General features: G+C 60.9%; 16 protein-coding genes. 9 read left to right on the forward strand and 7 right to left on the reverse strand.

Features of this window, described 5'->3' with window-relative positions:
• Positions 1 to 4: 4 nt before the first annotated feature.
• Entirely contained in the window at positions 5 to 355 is a 351-nt protein-coding gene (locus tag AC1RMX_RS18895; RefSeq protein WP_192559851.1) for a glutaredoxin family protein, read from the reverse strand.
• On the reverse strand, positions 355 to 1,359 hold the full coding sequence (yejK, locus tag AC1RMX_RS18900) for a nucleoid-associated protein YejK (RefSeq protein WP_007957356.1): 1,005 nt from the start codon (positions 1,357 to 1,359) through the stop codon (positions 355 to 357). Before yejK ends, AC1RMX_RS18895 begins: the two co-directional genes overlap by 1 nt.
• A gap of 396 nt (positions 1,360 to 1,755) precedes the next feature.
• Between yejK and AC1RMX_RS18905 the strand changes: the two genes are divergently transcribed.
• Complete coding sequence (locus AC1RMX_RS18905) at positions 1,756 to 2,037, forward strand: HU family DNA-binding protein (RefSeq protein ID WP_003221909.1); 282 nt, start codon at positions 1,756 to 1,758, stop codon at positions 2,035 to 2,037.
• Between the two features lie 124 nt (positions 2,038 to 2,161).
• On the opposite strand, the gene rlmF is transcribed toward AC1RMX_RS18905, so the two are convergent.
• From rlmF to AC1RMX_RS18930, 5 genes are all read right to left on the reverse strand, one after another.
• On the reverse strand, positions 2,162 to 3,184 hold the full coding sequence (gene rlmF / locus AC1RMX_RS18910; RefSeq protein ID WP_096819200.1) for a 23S rRNA (adenine(1618)-N(6))-methyltransferase RlmF: 1,023 nt from the start codon (positions 3,182 to 3,184) through the stop codon (positions 2,162 to 2,164).
• A 131-nt stretch (positions 3,185 to 3,315) separates the two neighbouring features.
• Positions 3,316 to 6,162: a valine--tRNA ligase gene (locus AC1RMX_RS18915; protein WP_096819202.1), complete on the reverse strand. Its 2,847-nt coding sequence runs from the start codon at positions 6,160 to 6,162 to the stop codon at positions 3,316 to 3,318.
• A 134-nt stretch (positions 6,163 to 6,296) separates the two neighbouring features.
• Positions 6,297 to 6,692, reverse strand: coding sequence for a DNA polymerase III subunit chi (locus tag AC1RMX_RS18920; protein ID WP_192559852.1), 396 nt, complete (start codon positions 6,690 to 6,692; stop codon positions 6,297 to 6,299).
• A gap of 8 nt (positions 6,693 to 6,700) precedes the next feature.
• Positions 6,701 to 7,129 carry a DNA polymerase III subunit chi gene (locus tag AC1RMX_RS18925; RefSeq protein ID WP_493072714.1) on the reverse strand — a complete coding sequence of 143 codons (429 nt, stop codon included), beginning with the start codon at positions 7,127 to 7,129 and terminating at the stop codon, positions 6,701 to 6,703.
• Positions 7,130 to 7,189: 60 nt separating this feature from the next.
• Complete coding sequence (locus tag AC1RMX_RS18930) at positions 7,190 to 8,680, reverse strand: leucyl aminopeptidase (protein ID WP_493072715.1); 1,491 nt, start codon at positions 8,678 to 8,680, stop codon at positions 7,190 to 7,192.
• 308 nt (positions 8,681 to 8,988) lie between these two features.
• Here AC1RMX_RS18930 and lptF point away from each other — a divergent pair, with 308 nt between their 5' ends.
• The 8 genes from lptF (at position 8,989) to pdxJ (ending at position 17,563) form a co-directional block, all read left to right on the forward strand.
• Positions 8,989 to 10,110 carry an LPS export ABC transporter permease LptF gene (gene lptF, locus AC1RMX_RS18935; RefSeq protein ID WP_096819209.1) on the forward strand — a complete coding sequence of 374 codons (1,122 nt, stop codon included), beginning with the start codon at positions 8,989 to 8,991 and terminating at the stop codon, positions 10,108 to 10,110.
• On the forward strand, positions 10,103 to 11,164 hold the full coding sequence (lptG, locus tag AC1RMX_RS18940) for an LPS export ABC transporter permease LptG (protein WP_096819211.1): 1,062 nt from the start codon (positions 10,103 to 10,105) through the stop codon (positions 11,162 to 11,164). Before lptF ends, lptG begins: the two co-directional genes overlap by 8 nt.
• Positions 11,165 to 11,336: 172 nt before the next feature.
• Positions 11,337 to 13,133: a translation elongation factor 4 gene (lepA, locus tag AC1RMX_RS18945; protein WP_085608162.1), complete on the forward strand. Its 1,797-nt coding sequence runs from the start codon at positions 11,337 to 11,339 to the stop codon at positions 13,131 to 13,133.
• A 9-nt stretch (positions 13,134 to 13,142) separates the two neighbouring features.
• Complete coding sequence (lepB, locus tag AC1RMX_RS18950; RefSeq protein ID WP_096819213.1) at positions 13,143 to 13,997, forward strand: signal peptidase I; 855 nt, start codon at positions 13,143 to 13,145, stop codon at positions 13,995 to 13,997.
• 182 nt (positions 13,998 to 14,179) lie between these two features.
• Complete coding sequence (rnc, locus tag AC1RMX_RS18955) at positions 14,180 to 14,869, forward strand: ribonuclease III (protein ID WP_096819215.1); 690 nt, start codon at positions 14,180 to 14,182, stop codon at positions 14,867 to 14,869.
• Positions 14,862 to 15,764, forward strand: coding sequence for a GTPase Era (gene era / locus AC1RMX_RS18960; RefSeq protein WP_003221935.1), 903 nt, complete (start codon positions 14,862 to 14,864; stop codon positions 15,762 to 15,764). The genes rnc and era overlap by 8 nt, the downstream gene beginning before the upstream one ends.
• A 163-nt stretch (positions 15,765 to 15,927) precedes the next feature.
• A complete protein-coding gene (recO, locus tag AC1RMX_RS18965) occupies positions 15,928 to 16,614 on the forward strand; it encodes a DNA repair protein RecO (RefSeq protein WP_085729730.1) in 687 nt (228 codons plus the stop codon).
• Positions 16,615 to 16,819: 205 nt separating this feature from the next.
• Positions 16,820 to 17,563, forward strand: a complete 744-nt coding sequence (gene pdxJ, locus AC1RMX_RS18970; protein ID WP_007957371.1) for a pyridoxine 5'-phosphate synthase — start codon at positions 16,820 to 16,822, stop codon at positions 17,561 to 17,563.
• The last annotated feature ends 6 nt before the right edge of the window (positions 17,564 to 17,569 follow it).

Consider the following 17,569-nt stretch of genomic DNA (forward strand, 5'->3'; position numbering starts at 1 on the left):
TCGTTCATTTCAGTGCAGCAAGAATTTCGTCCGGATCAAACCCGCGAATCAACGTGCCATTGACGTCGATCAGCGGAATCCCGCGCCCGCCCAGCGCTTCGTACGCCTTGCGCGCCTCGGCGTCCTTCTCGATATCGAATTCCTTGAACGCAATCCCTTTCTGATCGAGAAAGCGCTTGGTCTGCTTGCAGTACCCGCACCAGTCCGTGGTGTACAGCACGACCTTGGCGTTGGCGCGGACCTGCTCCGATGCCATCTGCGACGGGTTGAACACCCGCTCGATCTTGCCCCAGTTCTGATAGACCACGACCACCAGCAGAACCAGTGCGACCTTTTTCAGCACATTGCCGAGCATCAGTTGCGGCGCTTCAACTGATCGGTGAGCGAGGTTGGCAGGCCTTTGATGACCAGCGTGCCAGCTTCTTCGTCGTATTCGATCTTCGAGCCCAGCAGGTGCGCCTCGAAGCTGATCGACAGGCCTTCGGCGCGGCCGGTGAAGCGCCGGAACTGGTTGAGCGTGCGCTTATCCGCCGGGATCTCCGGCGACAGGCCGTAATCCTTGTTGCGGATGTGGTCGTAGAAGGCCTTCGGGCGTTCTTCGTCGATCAGCTCCGAGAGTTCTTCCAGGCCCATCGGCTCGCCGAGCTTGGCCTGGCTGCTGGCGTAGTCGACCAGGGTCTTGGTCTTCTCGCGGGCGGAATCTTCCGGCAGATCTTCGCTCTCGACGAAGTCGCTGAAAGCCTTGAGCAGCGTGCGGGTCTCGCCCGGGCCGTCGACGCCTTCCTGGCAGCCGATGAAGTCGCGGAAGTATTCCGAGACCTTCTTGCCGTTCTTGCCCTTGATGAACGAAATGTACTGCTTGGACTGCTTGTTGTTCTGCCACTCGGAGACGTTGATCCGCGCCGCCAGGTGCAGTTGACCGAGGTCGAGGTGGCGCGACGGGGTCACGTCCAGTTGATCGGTCACGGCCACGCCTTCACTGTGGTGCAGCAGAGCGATGGCCAGGTAATCGGTCATACCTTGCTGGTAGTGGGCGAATAGTACGTGGCCGCCGACGGAGAGGTTCGACTCTTCCATCAGCTTTTGCAGATGCTCGACCGCGACTTTGCTGAACGCGGTGAAGTCCTTGCCGCCTTCCATGTATTCCTTCAGCCAGCCGCTGAACGGAAACGCACCGGACTCCGGATGAAACAACCCCCAGGCTTTGCCCTGTTTGGCGTTATAGCTCTCGTTGAGGTCGGCGAGCATGTTCTCGATGGCGGCGGATTCGGCCAGTTCAGAGTCACGGGCGTGCAGAACGGCGGGCGTGCCATCGGGTTTTTTGTCGATCAGGTGGACGATGCAATGACGGATCGGCATGGGCTTCTCGGCAAGTGGAAGGGAGGAGGGCGGGCTCCCCCGAAAAAGCGCCCAGTGTACCGCAACCACTGGTTTTGGCGCGGGCTGAAGGGCAATTCGGGGTCATGGGGTGGCGCTTATGCATTTATTTACCGATTTAGCGCAATAAACCTGACCATTTGGCTAGCTAGAGGCGGATATTTCCTTGTCTCTGTGCTAGTTTTGCCCGGTCTTACGCGTAGTCACTGCGTTAAGCGTGCATTCAGCATTTGTCAGGTCGAACCAAACCCTGATTTCGGCATCTATAACCCCGACTCGTCGTGGTTATCGCCGAGGGTGCCAGATCCAGAAGATCGGGCTCGATGGCTGACACTGCACTCTGCAATCCATATGAATTTGATAGGGAAGGAACACTACATGGCTCTTACTAAAGACCAACTGATCGCCGACATCGCTGAAGCTATCGACGCGCCGAAAACCACCGCGCGTAACGCTCTGGACCAACTGGGCCAAATCGTTGCTGATCAGCTGGAAAACGGCGGCGAAATCACCTTGCCAGGTATCGGCAAGCTGAAAGTGACCGAGCGTCCTGCCCGCACTGGCCGTAACCCATCGACTGGCGCTGCCATCGAAATCCCTGCCAAGAAAGTGATCAAGCTGGTTGTGGCCAAAGGCCTGACCGACGCTGTGAACAAGTAAGACGCAGCGATAAAAAAAACCGTGCGCCGGAGTGATCCGAGCACGGTTTTTTTGTGCCTGCCGATTGTGTTTCAGCAGAAGTGGCGGCTGCTTTGCGATCAAGCGCCGCCCCAGTTGAAACGTATTACTTGCGAACCCAGCGTTCGCGACGCCAGATCTGCTGCTCGGACTTGGTCTGGAAGGTCCAGGCGACGAAGCGGCTCTGCTTCTGGCCCTGGGACATTTCCACTACCTGGCTTTCCAGCGCGCCGACCTTTTTCAGCGCGGTTTCGATGGCAGGCAGGTTCGAGGCTTTCGAGACCAGGGTGCTGAACCACAATACCTTGTGCGCAAAGTTCGCACTTTCGGCGATCAGTTGCGTCACGAAGCGCGCTTCGCCGCCTTCACACCACAACTCGGCTGATTGACCGCCAAAGTTCAGCACCGGCAATTTGCGTTTCGGATCGGCCTTGCCGAGGGCGCGCCACTTACGCTCGCTGCCCTTGGTGGCCTCTTCCATCGACGCGTGGAACGGCGGGTTGCACATGGTCAGGTCAAAACGCTCGCCAGGTTCCAGCAGGCCGATCAGGATGTGCTTGCGGTTCTCTTGCTGGCGCAGCTTGATGACCTTGTTCAGATCGTTGGACTGGACGATGGCTGTTGCGGCAGCCACGGCCGTCGGGTCGATTTCCGAGCCCAGGAAGTGCCAGCGGTATTCGCTGTTGCCGATCAGCGGATACACGCAGTTGGCGCCCATGCCGATGTCCAGCACGTTGACGATGGCGCCGCGCGGAACCACGCCGTCGTTGTTGCTGGCCAGCAGGTCAGCCAGGAAGTGCACGTAATCGGCACGACCCGGTACTGGCGGGCAAAGGTAATCGGCCGGGATATCCCAATGCTGGATGCCGTAGAACGACTTGAGCAACGCCCGGTTGAACACGCGCACCGCGTCGGGGCTGGCGAAGTCGATGCTTTCCTTGCCGTACGGGTTGGTGATCACGAACTTCGCCAGCTCCGGCGTAGTCTTGATCAGCGCCGGGAAGTCGTAACGACCCTGATGGCGATTGCGCGGGTGCAGGCTGGCCTCTTTGCGCGGCTCCACGGGCTTGGCCGGGGTAGCGGAGTCAGGCTTCTTGCGCGCGGGGCGAGGTGTGCGGGGGGCGTTCATGGGCGTGGTCGATTCGGGTATGGCTGAAAGTGGCGGCTATTGTCCCACAGGGAACCGGGTTGTAGGCCGGAAAAGTGCCGGGCACAAAAAAGGGAGGCCGCATGGCCTCCCTTTTTCAGTGCGATTTGCCGTTACAGGCTGGCAATCCGCGCGTGCTGCTCGGCCAGTTTGCCCAGGGCCTGTTCGGCCTCGGCCAGCTTGGCGCGTTCCTTCTCGATGACTTCGGCCGGAGCCTTGTCAACGAAACCGGCGTTGGACAGCTTGCCGCCGACACGCTGGACTTCGCCCTGCAGACGCAGGATTTCCTTGTCCAGACGCGCCAGTTCGGCGTTCTTGTCGATCAGACCGGCCATCGGCACCAGCACTTCCATCTCGCCAACCAGTGCGGTGGCGGACAGTGGCGCTTCTTCGCCGGCCGCCAGTACGGTGATCGATTCCAGACGCGCCAGCTTCTTCAGCAGCGCTTCGTTCTCGGTCAGGCGGCGCTGGTCTTCAGCGGTGACGTTTTTCAGGTAAATCGGCAGCGGTTTGCCCGGGCCGATGTTCATTTCGCCACGGATGTTACGCGTGCCGAGCATCAGGCCCTTGAGCCATTCGATGTCGTCTTCGGCTGCCGGATCGATGCGCTCTTCGTTGGCCACCGGCCAGGCTTGCAGCATGATCGTCTTGCCCTGAATGCCGGCCAGCGGCGCGATGCGCTGCCAGATTTCTTCAGTGATGAACGGCATGAACGGATGCGCCAGGCGCAGCGCCACTTCCAGTACGCGAACCAGCGTGCGGCGAGTGCCGCGCTGACGCTCGACCGGCGCGTTTTCGTCCCACAGCACAGGCTTGGACAGTTCCAGGTACCAGTCGCAGTACTGGTTCCAGATGAACTCGTACAGCGCTTGTGCCGCCAGGTCGAAACGGAACTGATCCAGTTGGCGGGTCACTTCGGCTTCGGTGCGTTGCAGCTGCGAGATGATCCAGCGATCCGCCAGCGACAGCTCGTAAGCTTCGCCGTTCTGGCCGCAGTCTTCGCCCTTGTCCAGAACATAGCGCGCAGCGTTCCAGATCTTGTTGCAGAAGTTGCGATAGCCTTCGACGCGGCCCATGTCGAACTTGATGTCGCGACCGGTGGACGCCAGCGAGCAGAACGTGAAGCGCAGGGCGTCGGTGCCGTAGCTGGCGATGCCGTCGGCGAACTCGTCGCGGGTCTGCTTCTCGATCTTCTTCGCCAGTTTCGGCTGCATCAGACCGGAGGTGCGTTTCTGCACCAGGGTTTCGAGCTCGATACCGTCGATGATGTCCAGCGGGTCCAGGACGTTGCCCTTGGACTTGGACATCTTCTGGCCCTGACCATCACGCACCAGGCCGTGCACGTAAACGGTCTTGAACGGAACCTGCGGCGTGCCGTCCTCGTTCTTGATCAGGTGCATGGTCAGCATGATCATCCGGGCGACCCAGAAGAAAATGATGTCGAAACCGGTGACCAGAACGTCGGTGGAGTGGAATTTCTTCAGGAACTCGGTCTTTTCCGGCCAGCCCAGGGTGGAGAAGGTCCACAGGCCCGAACTGAACCAGGTGTCGAGAACGTCGTTGTCTTGTTGCAGCGCAACGTCCGGGCCGAGGTTGTGCTTGGCACGCACTTCGGCTTCGTCGCGACCGACGTAGACCTTGCCCGACTCGTCGTACCAGGCCGGAATCCGGTGGCCCCACCACAGTTGACGGCTGATGCACCAATCCTGGATGTCGCGCATCCACGAGAAGTACATGTTTTCGTACTGCTTCGGCACGAACTGGATACGGCCGTCTTCAACGGCAGCAATCGCAGGCTCGGCCAGCGGCTTGGTGGACACGTACCACTGGTCGGTCAGCCACGGCTCGATGACGGTGCCGGAGCGGTCGCCTTTCGGCACTTTCAGGTTGTGGTCGTCGACGCTGACCAGCAGGCCGGCGGCGTCGAACGCAGCCACGATCTGCTTGCGCGCTTCGAAACGCTCGAGACCGGCGTACTCGGCCGGAATCTTGCCGTCGATGCTGTCGTTCAGCGTGCCGTCGAGGTTGAACACCTGCGCTGCCGGCAGCACGTTGGCGTTCTTGTCGAAGATGTTCAGCAGCGGCAGGTTGTGGCGCTTGCCGACTTCGTAGTCGTTGAAATCGTGGGCCGGGGTGATTTTCACGCAGCCGGTGCCGAATTCAGGATCGCAGTAATCGTCGGCGATGATCGGAATGCGGCGGCCGACCAGCGGCAGCTCGACGAATTTGCCGATCAGGGCTTTGTAGCGCTCGTCGTTCGGATTCACCGCGACGGCGGAGTCGCCGAGCATGGTTTCCGGACGGGTGGTCGCGACGATCAGGAAATCGTTGCCTTCAGCAGTTTTTGCGCCGTCGGCCAGCGGGTATTTCAGGTTCCACAGGAAACCTTTCTCGTCGTGGTTTTCCACTTCGAGGTCGGAAATCGCCGTGTGCAGCTTGGTGTCCCAGTTGACCAGGCGCTTGCCGCGATAGATCAGACCGTCTTCGTGCAGGCGCACGAACGCTTCTTTAACGGCTTCCGAGAGGCCGTCGTCCATGGTGAAGCGCTCGCGGCTCCAGTCCACGGACGAGCCGAGGCGGCGGATCTGACGGCTGATGTTGCCGCCGGACTGTTCCTTCCACTCCCAGACTTTCTCGAGGAATTTTTCGCGGCCCAGATCGTGGCGATTCTGGCCCTGGGCTTCGAGTTGACGCTCCACCAGCATCTGCGTGGCGATACCGGCGTGGTCGGTGCCCGGTTGCCACAGGGTGTTGCGACCCTGCATGCGGCGGAAACGGATCAGGGCGTCCATGATCGCGTTGTTGAAACCGTGACCCATGTGCAGGCTGCCGGTGACGTTCGGCGGCGGGATCATGATGGTGTAGGAGTCGCCCGCGCCTTGCGGGGCGAAGTAGTTCTCGGACTCCCAGGTGTTGTACCAGGAAGTTTCAATGGCGTGCGGCTGGTAGGTCTTATCCATGCGCGGCGGGACCCTATTGGCATTTATTCAGGAAAAGCCGGGAAGTATAGCGGGGCATGGGGCGCAGGGCGAGCGGGGCGGGCCGGGTGGGGATCTAAAAGTGGGAGCAACCGTGCGACGGCTCCCACCGTCGATTATTCGTACTGGCTCAGAAGCCGTTCCATCCGTGCCTCGAGGCGACGTTTGATTTCGGTTTCGATGTGCGGGGCGAAGTCGTCGATCACGTCTTGCATGATCAGTTGCGCAGCGGCGCGCAGTTCGCTGTCCAGGTGCAGCAGCGCGTCGGGGCCTTTGTCCACAGGTGCGACGGGCGCGGTGGCGGGTTTCGCGACGGTAGCAGGTGGCGGTTCGACGGCGGGTGGCTCAGTGGCGACCGAGTCGAACAGCATCGGAATCTGTTCCTGTTCGCCATCATCGACCGTATCGGTCAAAAGCGGCGGTTGCAGGTTGTCATCGCCCAGCAACTGGCGGATCGACTCGAGGTCATCCAGCAAGTGCGCGGGTTTTTGCAGCGGTTTTGGAGTGTCCATCGGCGTACTCAGAGTCGCTGTAAACGGTGGTCTTGCAGAGGATAGCCCTGTTCCCGGTAGAAACGGAAACTCTCCCGCGCAGCCGCACGGATCGCCGGATCTTCCACCACCACTTCCGCCACTCGGGCGAACTTGTTGGCGAAGGCCGGGACCTTCAGGTCGAGGTTGACCAGCAAGTCCGCGTGCTGGCCGCAGTCATCGCCCAATCCCAACACAATCAAACCTTCCGGTTCGCTCTCGGCCGGGCCATGGGGCACGAAGGTTTCGCCCTTGAACGCCCACAGTCGCGCATCGAGGTCTTCGCGTTGGGCGGCATCGCTGCAATGCAGGTAGATGCGGTGGCCCATGCGCCAGGCTTTCTCGGTGAGCTTGCAGGCAAAATCCAGACGCGCCGAAGGATCGGCACTGGGCAGGATGTAGAAGTCGACTTTGGTCATTGCGGTTCCTGAGCTGAAAGCGGCGCCCCTCGAAAGAGGCGCCGCTCGCAGTCATCGGTTTCAGGCTTTGGCGCGATCCAGCAGGTACTGGGTCAGCAGGGGAACCGGACGGCCGGTGGCACCCTTGTCCTTGCCGCCGCTGGTCCACGCGGTGCCCGCGATGTCCAGGTGCGCCCAGTTCAGGTTCTTGGTGAAGCGCGACAGGAAGCACGCGGCGGTGATGGTGCCGGCCTTCGGCCCGCCAATGTTGGCGATGTCGGCGAATGGGCTGTCCAGTTGCTCCTGGTACTCATCGAACAGCGGCAGTTGCCAGGCGCGGTCGTCGGCAGCCTTGCCGGCGCTCAGCAGTTGGCCGATCAGTTCGTCGTTATTGCCCAGCAGGCCGGAGGTGTGCGCACCCAGGGCAACCACGCAGGCGCCGGTCAGGGTGGCGATGTCGATCACCGCTTGCGGCTTGAAGCGCTCGGAGTAGGTCAGTGCGTCGCACAGCACCAGACGGCCTTCGGCGTCGGTGTTGAGGATTTCCACGGTCTGGCCGCTCATGGTGGTCACGATGTCGCCCGGACGCGAAGCGGTGCCGCTCGGCATGTTCTCGGCGCAGGCCAGGATGCACACCAGGTTGATTGGCAGCTTCAGTTCCAGCACGGCGCGCAGGGTACCGAACACGCTGGCGGCGCCGCCCATGTCGTACTTCATCTCGTCCATGCCGGCGCCCGGTTTCAGGCTGATGCCGCCGGTGTCGAAGGTGATGCCTTTACCGACCAGTGCGTACGGCTTCTCGGATTTCTTGCCGCCGTTGTATTGCATGACGATCAGGCGCGGCGGCTGGGCGCTGCCCTGACCGACGGCGTAGAACGAACCCATGCCCAGGGATTTGATTTTCTTCTCGTCGAGCACTTCGACTTTCAGATCCTTGAACTCTTTGCCCAGGTCCTTGGCTTGCTCGCCGAGGAAGGTCGGGTGGCAGATGTTCGGCGGCAGGTTGCCCAGGTTGCGGGTGAACGCCATGCCGTTGGCGATCGCGGTGGCGTGATTCACGGCGCGTTGCACTTCGGCTTGAGCGGCCTTGATGGTCAGCAGGGAGATTTTCTTCAGAGCGCGCGGTTCGGCTTTCTGGCTCTTGAACTGGTCGAAGGTGTATTCGCCGTCGACCAGGGTTTCGGCCAACAGGCGAGTCTTGCCGTAGCTGTCACGGCCCTTGACGATGATTTCATCCAGCGCCAGCACGGCATCGCTGCCGCCCAGACCCTTGAGGGTGTTGAGGATGCCGGCAACGATCTTGCGGAACGGGCGGTCGCCCAGTTCTTCATCCTTGCCCACGCCGACCAGCAGCACGCGTTCGGCTTTCAGGTTCGGAAGGCTGTGCAGCAACAGGCTCTGACCGACTTTGCCGGCCAGATCGCCACGCTTGAGGACAGCGCTGATGGCGCCGCCGCTCAGTTCGTCGACCTGCTTGGCGGCGACGCCGAGTTTGCGGCCTTCACCGACGGCAACCACCAGGGTGGCGGTTTTCAACGTTTCTGGGCTAACGCTTTTTACAACCAGTTCCATGTCCGGATCCCTGAATGAATGGTCAACACGCAGGCGTTCGGCGGTGTCCGCAGTCGCCTGCTTATAGAGAGAAAAGGCGCAGGCCAGCGCCTGCGACAAGGGCCGCAGTTTGAACCTCGCTCACTGCGCCTGACAACCCTCCTCGGAACGATCTTCAACCGATTGCACGCTTGCGTGAGTGTGCGCAGTGACAGGCGCCCTCAATCACAGGATAATGCCGCATCTTTTTTCGACGGCTCTGCCTGGCGGGCCTGTCGATACGTTTGCTTGTTTGGCCGCCTTAGCCTGACAACCCTGGAGTGTCTGGTTTGATCGTCTTCCGTTATCTGTCCCGCGAAGTCCTGTTGACCCTGAGTGCGGTGAGTGCCGTACTGCTGGTCATCATCATGAGCGGTCGCTTCATCAAATACCTTGCCCAGGCCGCTGCAGGCCAGCTCGATCCGGGATCGCTGTTCCTGATCATGGGCTACCGTCTGCCGGGCTTCATGCAGTTGATTCTGCCGCTGGGTCTGTTCCTCGGGATCCTGCTGGCGTACGGCCGGTTGTATCTGGAAAGCGAAATGACCGTGCTGTCGGCCACTGGCATGAGCCAGCAGCGCCTGTTCCGCATGACCCTGTTCCCGGCCACGCTGGTGGCACTGGTGGTGGCATGGCTGAGCCTGAGTCTGGCCCCGCAAGGTGCCAACCAGTTCCAGCTGCTGCTGAACAAGCAGGACGCCCTGACCGAATTCGACACCCTTGAGCCGGGCCGCTTCCAGGCGTTGCGCGATGGCACGCGGGTGACCTACACCGAAAACCTGAGCGACGACCGGGTCAACCTGGGCAGCGTGTTCATCTCGCAGAAAAACCTCGGTGCCAACCAGGCGGATCGCGGGATTTCCGTGCTGGTGGCCGAGAAAGGCCGGCAGGAAGTCCGTCCTGACGGTAACCGTTACCTGATCCTGCACAACGGCTACCGCTACGACGGCAGCCCGGGACTGGCCAACTACCGCGCCATCCACTACGAAACCTACGGTGTTCTGCTGCCCAAGCCCGATGTCAGCGAGGAAGTCACCGACCGTGACGCCATGCCGACTTCGACACTGATGGCCAGCGATGACATCCGCGCCAAGACCGAACTGCAATGGCGCCTGTCGCTGCCGCTGCTGGTATTTATCGTGACTCTGATGGCGGTGCCGCTGTCGCGGGTCAATCCGCGCCAGGGGCGCTTCCTCAAGCTGCTGCCGGCGATTCTTCTTTATATGGCTTACCTGACCATCCTGATTGCCGCTCGCGGCGCCCTCGAAAAAGGCAAGATCCCGGCGAGCCTGGGTCTGTGGTGGGTACACGGGATCTTCCTGGTCATCGGCATCGGCCTGCTGTACTGGGAACCGCTGCGCCTGAAAATGGCCAGCCGTCGCAGCGCTGCGCTGGAGGTGGCTCGTGGTTAAACTCGACCGCTACATCGGCAGCAGCGTGTTCATGGCGATCATCGCAGTGCTGGCGATCATCCTTGGCCTGGCTACGTTGTTTGCCTTCATCGACGAGATGAGCGACGTCAGCGATACCTACACCCTGGCTGATGTGCTGAGTTTTGTACTGCTGACCGCACCGCGCCGGCTTTATGACATGTTGCCGATGGCAGCACTGATCGGCTGTCTGATCGGCCTCGGCAGTCTGGCGAGCAGCAGTGAGCTGACGGTGATGCGTGCGGCGGGTGTGTCCATCGGGCGCATCGTCTGGGCGGTCATGAAGCCGATGCTGGTGCTGATGCTGGCCGGCGTGCTGATCGGCGAGTACGTTGCGCCGGCTACCGAGAGCATGGCTCAGGCCAATCGTTCGCTGGCTCAAGGCAGTGGCGACGCGCAAAGCGCCAAGCACGGTATGTGGCACCGTCAGGGCGAGGAATTCATCCATATCAACGCCGTTCAACCCGATGGCCTGTTGTATGGCGTGACCCGCTATCACTTCGACAAGGAACGCCACCTGCTGAGCTCGAGCTTCGCCAAGCGCGCCGAGTTCGATGGCACTCGCTGGCAGCTCACCGACGTGACCACCACGTTGTTCCATGAGCGCAGCACCGAAGTCGTCAACAAGCCGACCGAAGACTGGGATGTGTCCATCAGTCCGCAGCTACTGAACACCGTGGTCATGGCACCGGAAGCGCTCTCGATTACCGGGCTGTGGGGGTACATCCACTACCTGGCCGATCAAGGTCTGAGCAACGGCCGTTACTGGCTGGCCTTTTGGGTCAAGGTGTTGCAGCCGCTGGTGACCGCCGCGCTGGTGCTGATGGCGATCTCCTTCATTTTCGGCCCGCTGCGCTCGGTAACCCTCGGTCAGCGGGTGTTTACCGGTGTGCTGGTGGGGTTCACCTTCCGCATCGTCCAGGATCTGCTCGGTCCGTCCAGTCTGGTATTCGGCTTCTCGCCGCTGTTCGCAGTGCTGGTGCCGGCAGGCGTCTGTGCCCTGGCGGGTGTCTGGTTGCTGCGTCGAGCCGGTTGATGAACAAGGTTTCACCCTTGCTCCAGCCTTGAAAACGCCCCGGTCGCAAGACCGGGGCGTTTTTGCATGCAATCCGGGTGACAGGCGAACGTGACGCTTGCGCCGTGTATCAGGTACAATTCCCGGCTATTTTTCGGCGGGCCAAGCCTGCAGCCTTTTTGAGTGTTGATCCGTGAGTGATTTGAGTCATATCCGCAATTTCTCCATCATCGCCCACATTGACCATGGCAAGTCGACGCTGGCTGACCGTTTCATCCAGATGTGCGGTGGCCTGGCCGAGCGTGAAATGGAAGCCCAGGTACTGGATTCCATGGATCTGGAGCGCGAACGCGGGATCACCATCAAGGCCCACAGCGTTACCCTCTATTACAAAGCCAAAGACGGCGTCACCTACCAGCTGAACTTCATTGACACCCCGGGCCACGTCGACTTCACCTACGAAGTCAGCCGTTCCCTGGCCGCGTGTGAAGGTGCCTTGCTGGTGGTCGACGCGGGTCAGGGTGTTGAAGCCCAGTCCGTGGCCAACTGCTACACCGCCATCGAGCAGGGCCTCGAGGTCATGCCGGTACTGAACAAGATCGACCTGCCGCAGGCCGAGCCCGACCGCGTCAAGGACGAGATCGAGAAGATCATCGGCATCGACGCCACCGACGCCGTCACCTGCAGCGCCAAGACCGGCCTGGGTGTCGACGAAGTGCTCGAGCGTCTGGTCGCGACCATTCCTGCGCCGACCGGCAACATCGAAGATCCGCTGCAAGCGTTGATCATCGACTCCTGGTTCGATAACTACCTGGGCGTTGTCTCCCTGGTGCGCGTGCGTCATGGCCGCGTGAAGAAGGGCGACAAGATCCTGGTGAAATCCACCGGCAAGGTCCACCTGGTCGACAGCGTCGGTGTTTTCAACCCGAAACACACCGCCACCGCAGACCTGAAGGCCGGCGAAGTGGGCTTCATCATCGCCAGCATCAAGGACATTCACGGTGCACCGGTCGGTGACACCCTGACCTTGAGCTCGACGCCGGATGTTCCGGTACTGCCGGGTTTCAAACGCATTCAGCCACAGGTTTACGCCGGTCTGTTCCCGGTCAGCTCCGACGACTTCGAGGACTTCCGCGAAGCGCTGCAGAAGCTGACCCTGAACGATTCGTCGCTGCAGTACACCCCGGAAAGCTCCGACGCCCTGGGCTTCGGCTTCCGTTGCGGCTTCCTCGGCATGCTGCACATGGAGATCATCCAGGAGCGCCTGGAGCGCGAATACGACCTGGACCTGATCACCACGGCACCGACCGTAATCTTCGAACTGGTGCTGAAAACCGGTGAAACGATTTACGTCGACAACCCGTCGAAGCTGCCGGACGTGTCCGCGATCGAAGACATGCGCGAGCCAATCGTGCGTGCCAACATCCTGGTACCGCAGGAGCACCTGGGCAACGTCATCACCCTGTGCATCGAAAAACGCGGTGTGCAGGTCGACATGCTGTTCCTCGGCAACCAGGTCCAGGTGACCTACGACCTGCCGATGAACGAAGTGGTCCTGGATTTCTTCGACCGTCTGAAATCCACCAGCCGCGGCTATGCTTCGCTGGACTACCATTTCGATCGTTACCAATCGGCTAATCTGGTGAAACTGGACGTGCTGATCAACGGCGACAAGGTCGACGCCCTGGCGCTGATCGTGCACCGTGACAATTCGCACTTCAAAGGTCGCCAGTTGACCGAGAAGATGAAAGAACTGATTCCTCGTCAGATGTTCGACGTGGCCATCCAGGCTGCCATTGGCGGTCAGATCGTCGCCCGGACAACCGTCAAGGCGCTCAGAAAGAACGTATTGGCCAAATGCTACGGCGGTGACGTCAGTCGTAAGAAGAAACTGCTCGAGAAGCAAAAGGCCGGTAAGAAACGCATGAAGCAGGTCGGCAACGTGGAAATTCCACAAGAAGCCTTCCTTGCCGTGCTCAGGTTGGAATAGTCAGGTCCTATGTCACTAAATTTCCCGCTGTTGCTGGTTATCGCCGTGTTCGTCTGCGGCCTGTTGGCGTTGCTCGATCTGTTGATCCTGGCACCGCGTCGGCGCGCCGCCATCACTTCCTATCAGGGCAGCGTCAGCCAGCCTGACGTGGTGGTGGTCGAGAAGCTGAACAAGGAACCGCTGCTGGTCGAATACGGCAAGTCGTTCTTCCCGGTGCTGTTCATCGTGCTGGTGCTGCGTTCGTTCCTGGTGGAGCCGTTCCAGATTCCGTCCGGTTCGATGAAGCCGACCCTGGACGTTGGCGACTTCATTCTGGTGAACAAGTTTTCTTACGGGATCCGCCTGCCGGTGATCGACAAGAAAGTCATCGAAGTCGGTGATCCGCAACGCGGCGATGTGATGGTGTTCCGCTACCCGAGCGACCCGAACGTCAACTACATCAAGCGTGTGGTGGGTCTGCCGGGTGACACGGTGCGTTACACCGCCGACAAGCGTCTGTTCGTCAATGGCGAGTCGATTGCCGAGCAACTGGTCGGTTCCGAACCGGGCACCCTTGGCAGCGCTGAGCTCTACAAGGAAAAACTCGGCGCCGCCGAGCACCTGATCCGCAAGGAAATGAGCCGCTACCGCGCCACGCCGGACCATACCTGGACCGTGCCGGCCGGGCACTACTTCATGATGGGCGACAACCGCGACAACTCGAACGACAGTCGCTACTGGGATGATCCGAACATTCCCAAGGATCTGCTGGGCATGGTTCCCGACCAGAACATCGTCGGCAAGGCCTTCGCGGTCTGGATGAGCTGGCCGGAACCGAAACTCAGCCACCTGCCGAATTTCTCGCGGGTCGGCCTGATCAAGTAAACAATCACGGCGCTGTTGACCACAGCGCCGAATGCATTTCTGGCGTCGGCACAACCGGCTCCGGGGCATGAAGCCACGATATTCAGGACGTCATTTTTGAACACAGCGTTAATTGTCCCAGGCCTGCGCCGTATCCCGGCGATGGCAGTGGAATCCAGCCACGAACTCAGCGTGGGTAAACCGTGAGCGTTTCTCTAAGCCGTCTCGAGCGTCAGCTCGGTTACACCTTCAAGGACCAGGAACTGATGGTCCTGGCCCTCACGCACCGCAGCTTTGCCGGACGCAACAACGAGCGTCTGGAATTCCTCGGCGATGCGATCCTCAACTTCGTCGCCGGCGAGGCACTCTTCGACCGCTTCCCGCTGGCCCGCGAAGGCCAGTTGTCGCGTTTGCGTGCACGTCTGGTGAAAGGTGAGACCCTGGCGGTATTGGCCCGTGGTTTCGATCTGGGCGAATACCTGCGCCTGGGTTCCGGTGAGCTGAAAAGCGGCGGTTTCCGTCGCGAATCGATTCTGGCCGATGCCCTCGAAGCGCTGATTGGCGCGATCTACCTCGACGCCGGCATGGAAGTCGCCCGCGAGCGCGTTCTGGCCTGGCTGGCTGGCGAGTTCGAAGGTCTGACACTGGTCGACACCAACAAGGATCCGAAGACCCGCCTGCAGGAATTCCTGCAATCGCGCGGTTGCGACCTGCCACGCTATGAAGTGGTGGATATCCAGGGTGAGCCGCACTGCCGTACCTTCTTCGTCGAGTGCGAAGTTGTCCTATTGAATGAAAAAAGCCGGGGTCAAGGTGTGAGCCGTCGCATTGCCGAACAGGTAGCGGCCGCCGCAGCACTGATTGCCCTGGGTGTGGAGAATGGCAATGACTGATACAAACGCAACTCGCTGTGGCTATGTTGCCATCGTCGGCCGTCCCAACGTGGGCAAGTCCACGCTGCTGAACCACATCCTCGGCCAGAAGCTCGCGATCACCTCGCGCAAGCCGCAGACCACTCGCCACAACATGCTCGGGATCAAGACCGAGGGCGACGTGCAGGCGATCTATGTCGACACCCCGGGCATGCACAAGGGTGGCGAAAAGGCCCTGAACCGTTACATGAACAAGACCGCTTCGGCGGCGTTGAAAGACGTCGACGTGGTGATCTTCGTGGTCGACCGCACCAAGTGGACCGAAGAAGACCAGATGGTGCTGGAGCGTGTGCAGTACGTGACCGGCCCGCTGATTGTCGCGCTGAACAAGACCGACCGCATCGAGGACAAGGCCGAGCTGATGCCGCACCTGTCCTGGTTGCAGGAACAGCTGCCGAATGCGCAGATCATTCCGATCTCGGCGCAACACGGGCATAACCTCGATGCACTGGAAAAGGTCATCGCTGACCATCTGCCGGAGAACGATCACTTCTTCCCGGAAGACCAGATCACCGACCGCAGCAGCCGTTTCCTCGCCGCCGAACTGGTGCGCGAGAAAATCATGCGCCAGATGGGCGCCGAGCTGCCGTACCAGATCACCGTGGAAATCGAAGAGTTCAAGCAACAGGGCAAGACTCTGCACATCCACGCGCTGATTCTCGTTGAGCGTGACGGCCAGAAGAAAATCATCATTGGCGACAAGGGCGAGCGCATCAAGCGCATCGGCACCGAGGCGCGCAAGGACATGGAGCTGCTGTTCGACTCCAAGATCATGCTCAACCTGTGGGTGAAGGTGAAGGGCGGCTGGTCCGACGACGAGCGTGCGCTGCGTTCGCTGGGTTACGGCGACCTGTAAAGCGTCTGGCATTACATCGATCCATTGTGGGAGCGAGCGTGCTCGCGAAGACGATGTAACATTCAGCATTGATGTTGACTGTTGCACCGCTTTCGCGAGCAAGCTCGCTCCCACATTGGTTTTGGGTGATGAGTAAAACCGCGTTTCCCTCAACGAGAAATCCATGTCTCAAACGCCTCCCGCCCAACCCGCCTACGTCCTGCACTCCCGCGCCTATCGCGAAACCAGCGCGTTGGTGGACTTCCTCACGCCGCAAGGTCGGCTGCGGGCGGTGTTGCGCAGCGCGCGGGGCAAGGCCGGGACGCTGGCTCGTCCGTTCGTGCCACTGGAAGTCGAGTTCCGGGGCAAGGGTGAGTTGAAGAATGTCGGGCGAATGGAAAGTGCCGGCAATGCGACGTGGATGGTCGGCGAGGCACTGTTCAGTGGCCTCTATCTCAACGAGTTGCTGATCCGCCTGCTGCCAGCCGAAGACCCGCACCCCGCGGTGTTCGATCATTACGCGGCCACCTTGCTGGCCTTGGCTGAAGGCCGGCCACTGGAACCGTTGCTGCGTTCCTTCGAATGGCGCCTGCTTGACGACCTCGGTTACGGCTTCTCCCTGAACACCGACATCAATGACGAGCCCATTGCTCCGGATGGCCTCTATCGCTTGCAGGTGGATGCCGGACTTGAGCGGGTCTACCTGCTGCAACCCGGTCTGTTCAACGGCACCGAGCTGCTGGCCATGGCCGAAGCGGACTGGTCGGCCCCAGGCGCGTTGTCCGCCGCCAAACGCTTGATGCGTCAGGCACTGGCTGTTCACCTGGGCGGTCGTCCCCTTGTCAGTCGCGAGCTGTTTCGCAAGCCCTAAGGGTCTGTTGACGTCTGGGCACGGCGCGACGGGCGCTCACTGCGCCCAGGGCTGCGTTGCTCGGAACTCATTTGGGGAAACCAAACTTCGTTCCTCGCGCCTTGCCCTGTGCTCAGTGAGCATCCCGTCGCCGCCGCGCCCAGACGTCAACAGACCCTTCACCGTGTATGCTGTGCGCCGAATCTTTCCCTTCAGGAGCGCATCCGTGACCACCAGCAATCGCATTCTTCTTGGCGTGAACATCGACCACGTCGCCACCCTGCGTCAGGCTCGGGGCACGCGCTATCCGGATCCGGTCAAGGCCGCGCTGGACGCGGAAGAGGCGGGCGCCGACGGCATCACCGTGCACCTGCGCGAGGACCGTCGCCACATTCAGGAGCGCGACGTACTGTTGCTCAAGGATGTGCTGCAAACCCGCATGAACTTCGAAATGGGCGTCACCGAAGAAATGATGGCGTTCGCCGAGCGCATCCGTCCGGCCCACATCTGTCTGGTGCCGGAGACGCGTCAGGAACTGACCACCGAAGGCGGTCTGGACGTGGCGGGGCAGGAAGAGCGCATCAGGGCGGCGGTGGAGCGTCTGTCGAAGATCGGCAGCGAAGTGTCGCTGTTCATCGACGCTGACGAGCGGCAGATCGCTGCTTCGAAACGAGTCGGCGCACCGGCCATCGAGCTGCACACCGGGCGCTACGCCGATGCCGAAACACCGACCGAAGTGGCTGAAGAGCTCAAGCGTGTGGCGGACGGCGTGGCATTCGGTCTGGCCCAGGGCCTGATCGTCAATGCCGGTCACGGTCTGCACTACCACAACGTTGAAGCTGTGGCGGCGATCAAGGGCATCAACGAACTGAACATTGGTCATGCGCTGGTGGCGCATGCGTTGTTCGTCGGCTTCAAGTCGGCAGTATCGGAGATGAAGGCGCTGATCCTGGCGGCTGCAAAGGCCTAAGCATCA

The sequence above is a fragment of the Pseudomonas sp. GW822-FHT03F04 genome (assembly GCF_058801405.1).

Coding starts and splice junctions, on each gene's coding strand:
- AC1RMX_RS18895 (WP_192559851.1), bottom strand. CDS start 355: ATGCTCGGCAATGTGCTGAAAAAGGTCGCACTGGTTCTGCTGGTGGTC.
- yejK (WP_007957356.1), bottom strand. CDS start 1,359: ATGCCGATCCGTCATTGCATCGTCCACCTGATCGACAAAAAACCCGAT.
- AC1RMX_RS18905 (WP_003221909.1), top strand. CDS start 1,756: ATGGCTCTTACTAAAGACCAACTGATCGCCGACATCGCTGAAGCTATC.
- rlmF (WP_096819200.1), bottom strand. CDS start 3,184: ATGAACGCCCCCCGCACACCTCGCCCCGCGCGCAAGAAGCCTGACTCC.
- AC1RMX_RS18915 (WP_096819202.1), bottom strand. CDS start 6,162: ATGGATAAGACCTACCAGCCGCACGCCATTGAAACTTCCTGGTACAAC.
- AC1RMX_RS18920 (WP_192559852.1), bottom strand. CDS start 6,692: ATGGACACTCCAAAACCGCTGCAAAAACCCGCGCACTTGCTGGATGAC.
- AC1RMX_RS18925 (WP_493072714.1), bottom strand. CDS start 7,129: ATGACCAAAGTCGACTTCTACATCCTGCCCAGTGCCGATCCTTCGGCG.
- AC1RMX_RS18930 (WP_493072715.1), bottom strand. CDS start 8,680: ATGGAACTGGTTGTAAAAAGCGTTAGCCCAGAAACGTTGAAAACCGCC.
- lepB (WP_096819213.1), top strand. CDS start 13,143: ATGTCACTAAATTTCCCGCTGTTGCTGGTTATCGCCGTGTTCGTCTGC.
- era (WP_003221935.1), top strand. CDS start 14,862: ATGACTGATACAAACGCAACTCGCTGTGGCTATGTTGCCATCGTCGGC.
- recO (WP_085729730.1), top strand. CDS start 15,928: ATGTCTCAAACGCCTCCCGCCCAACCCGCCTACGTCCTGCACTCCCGC.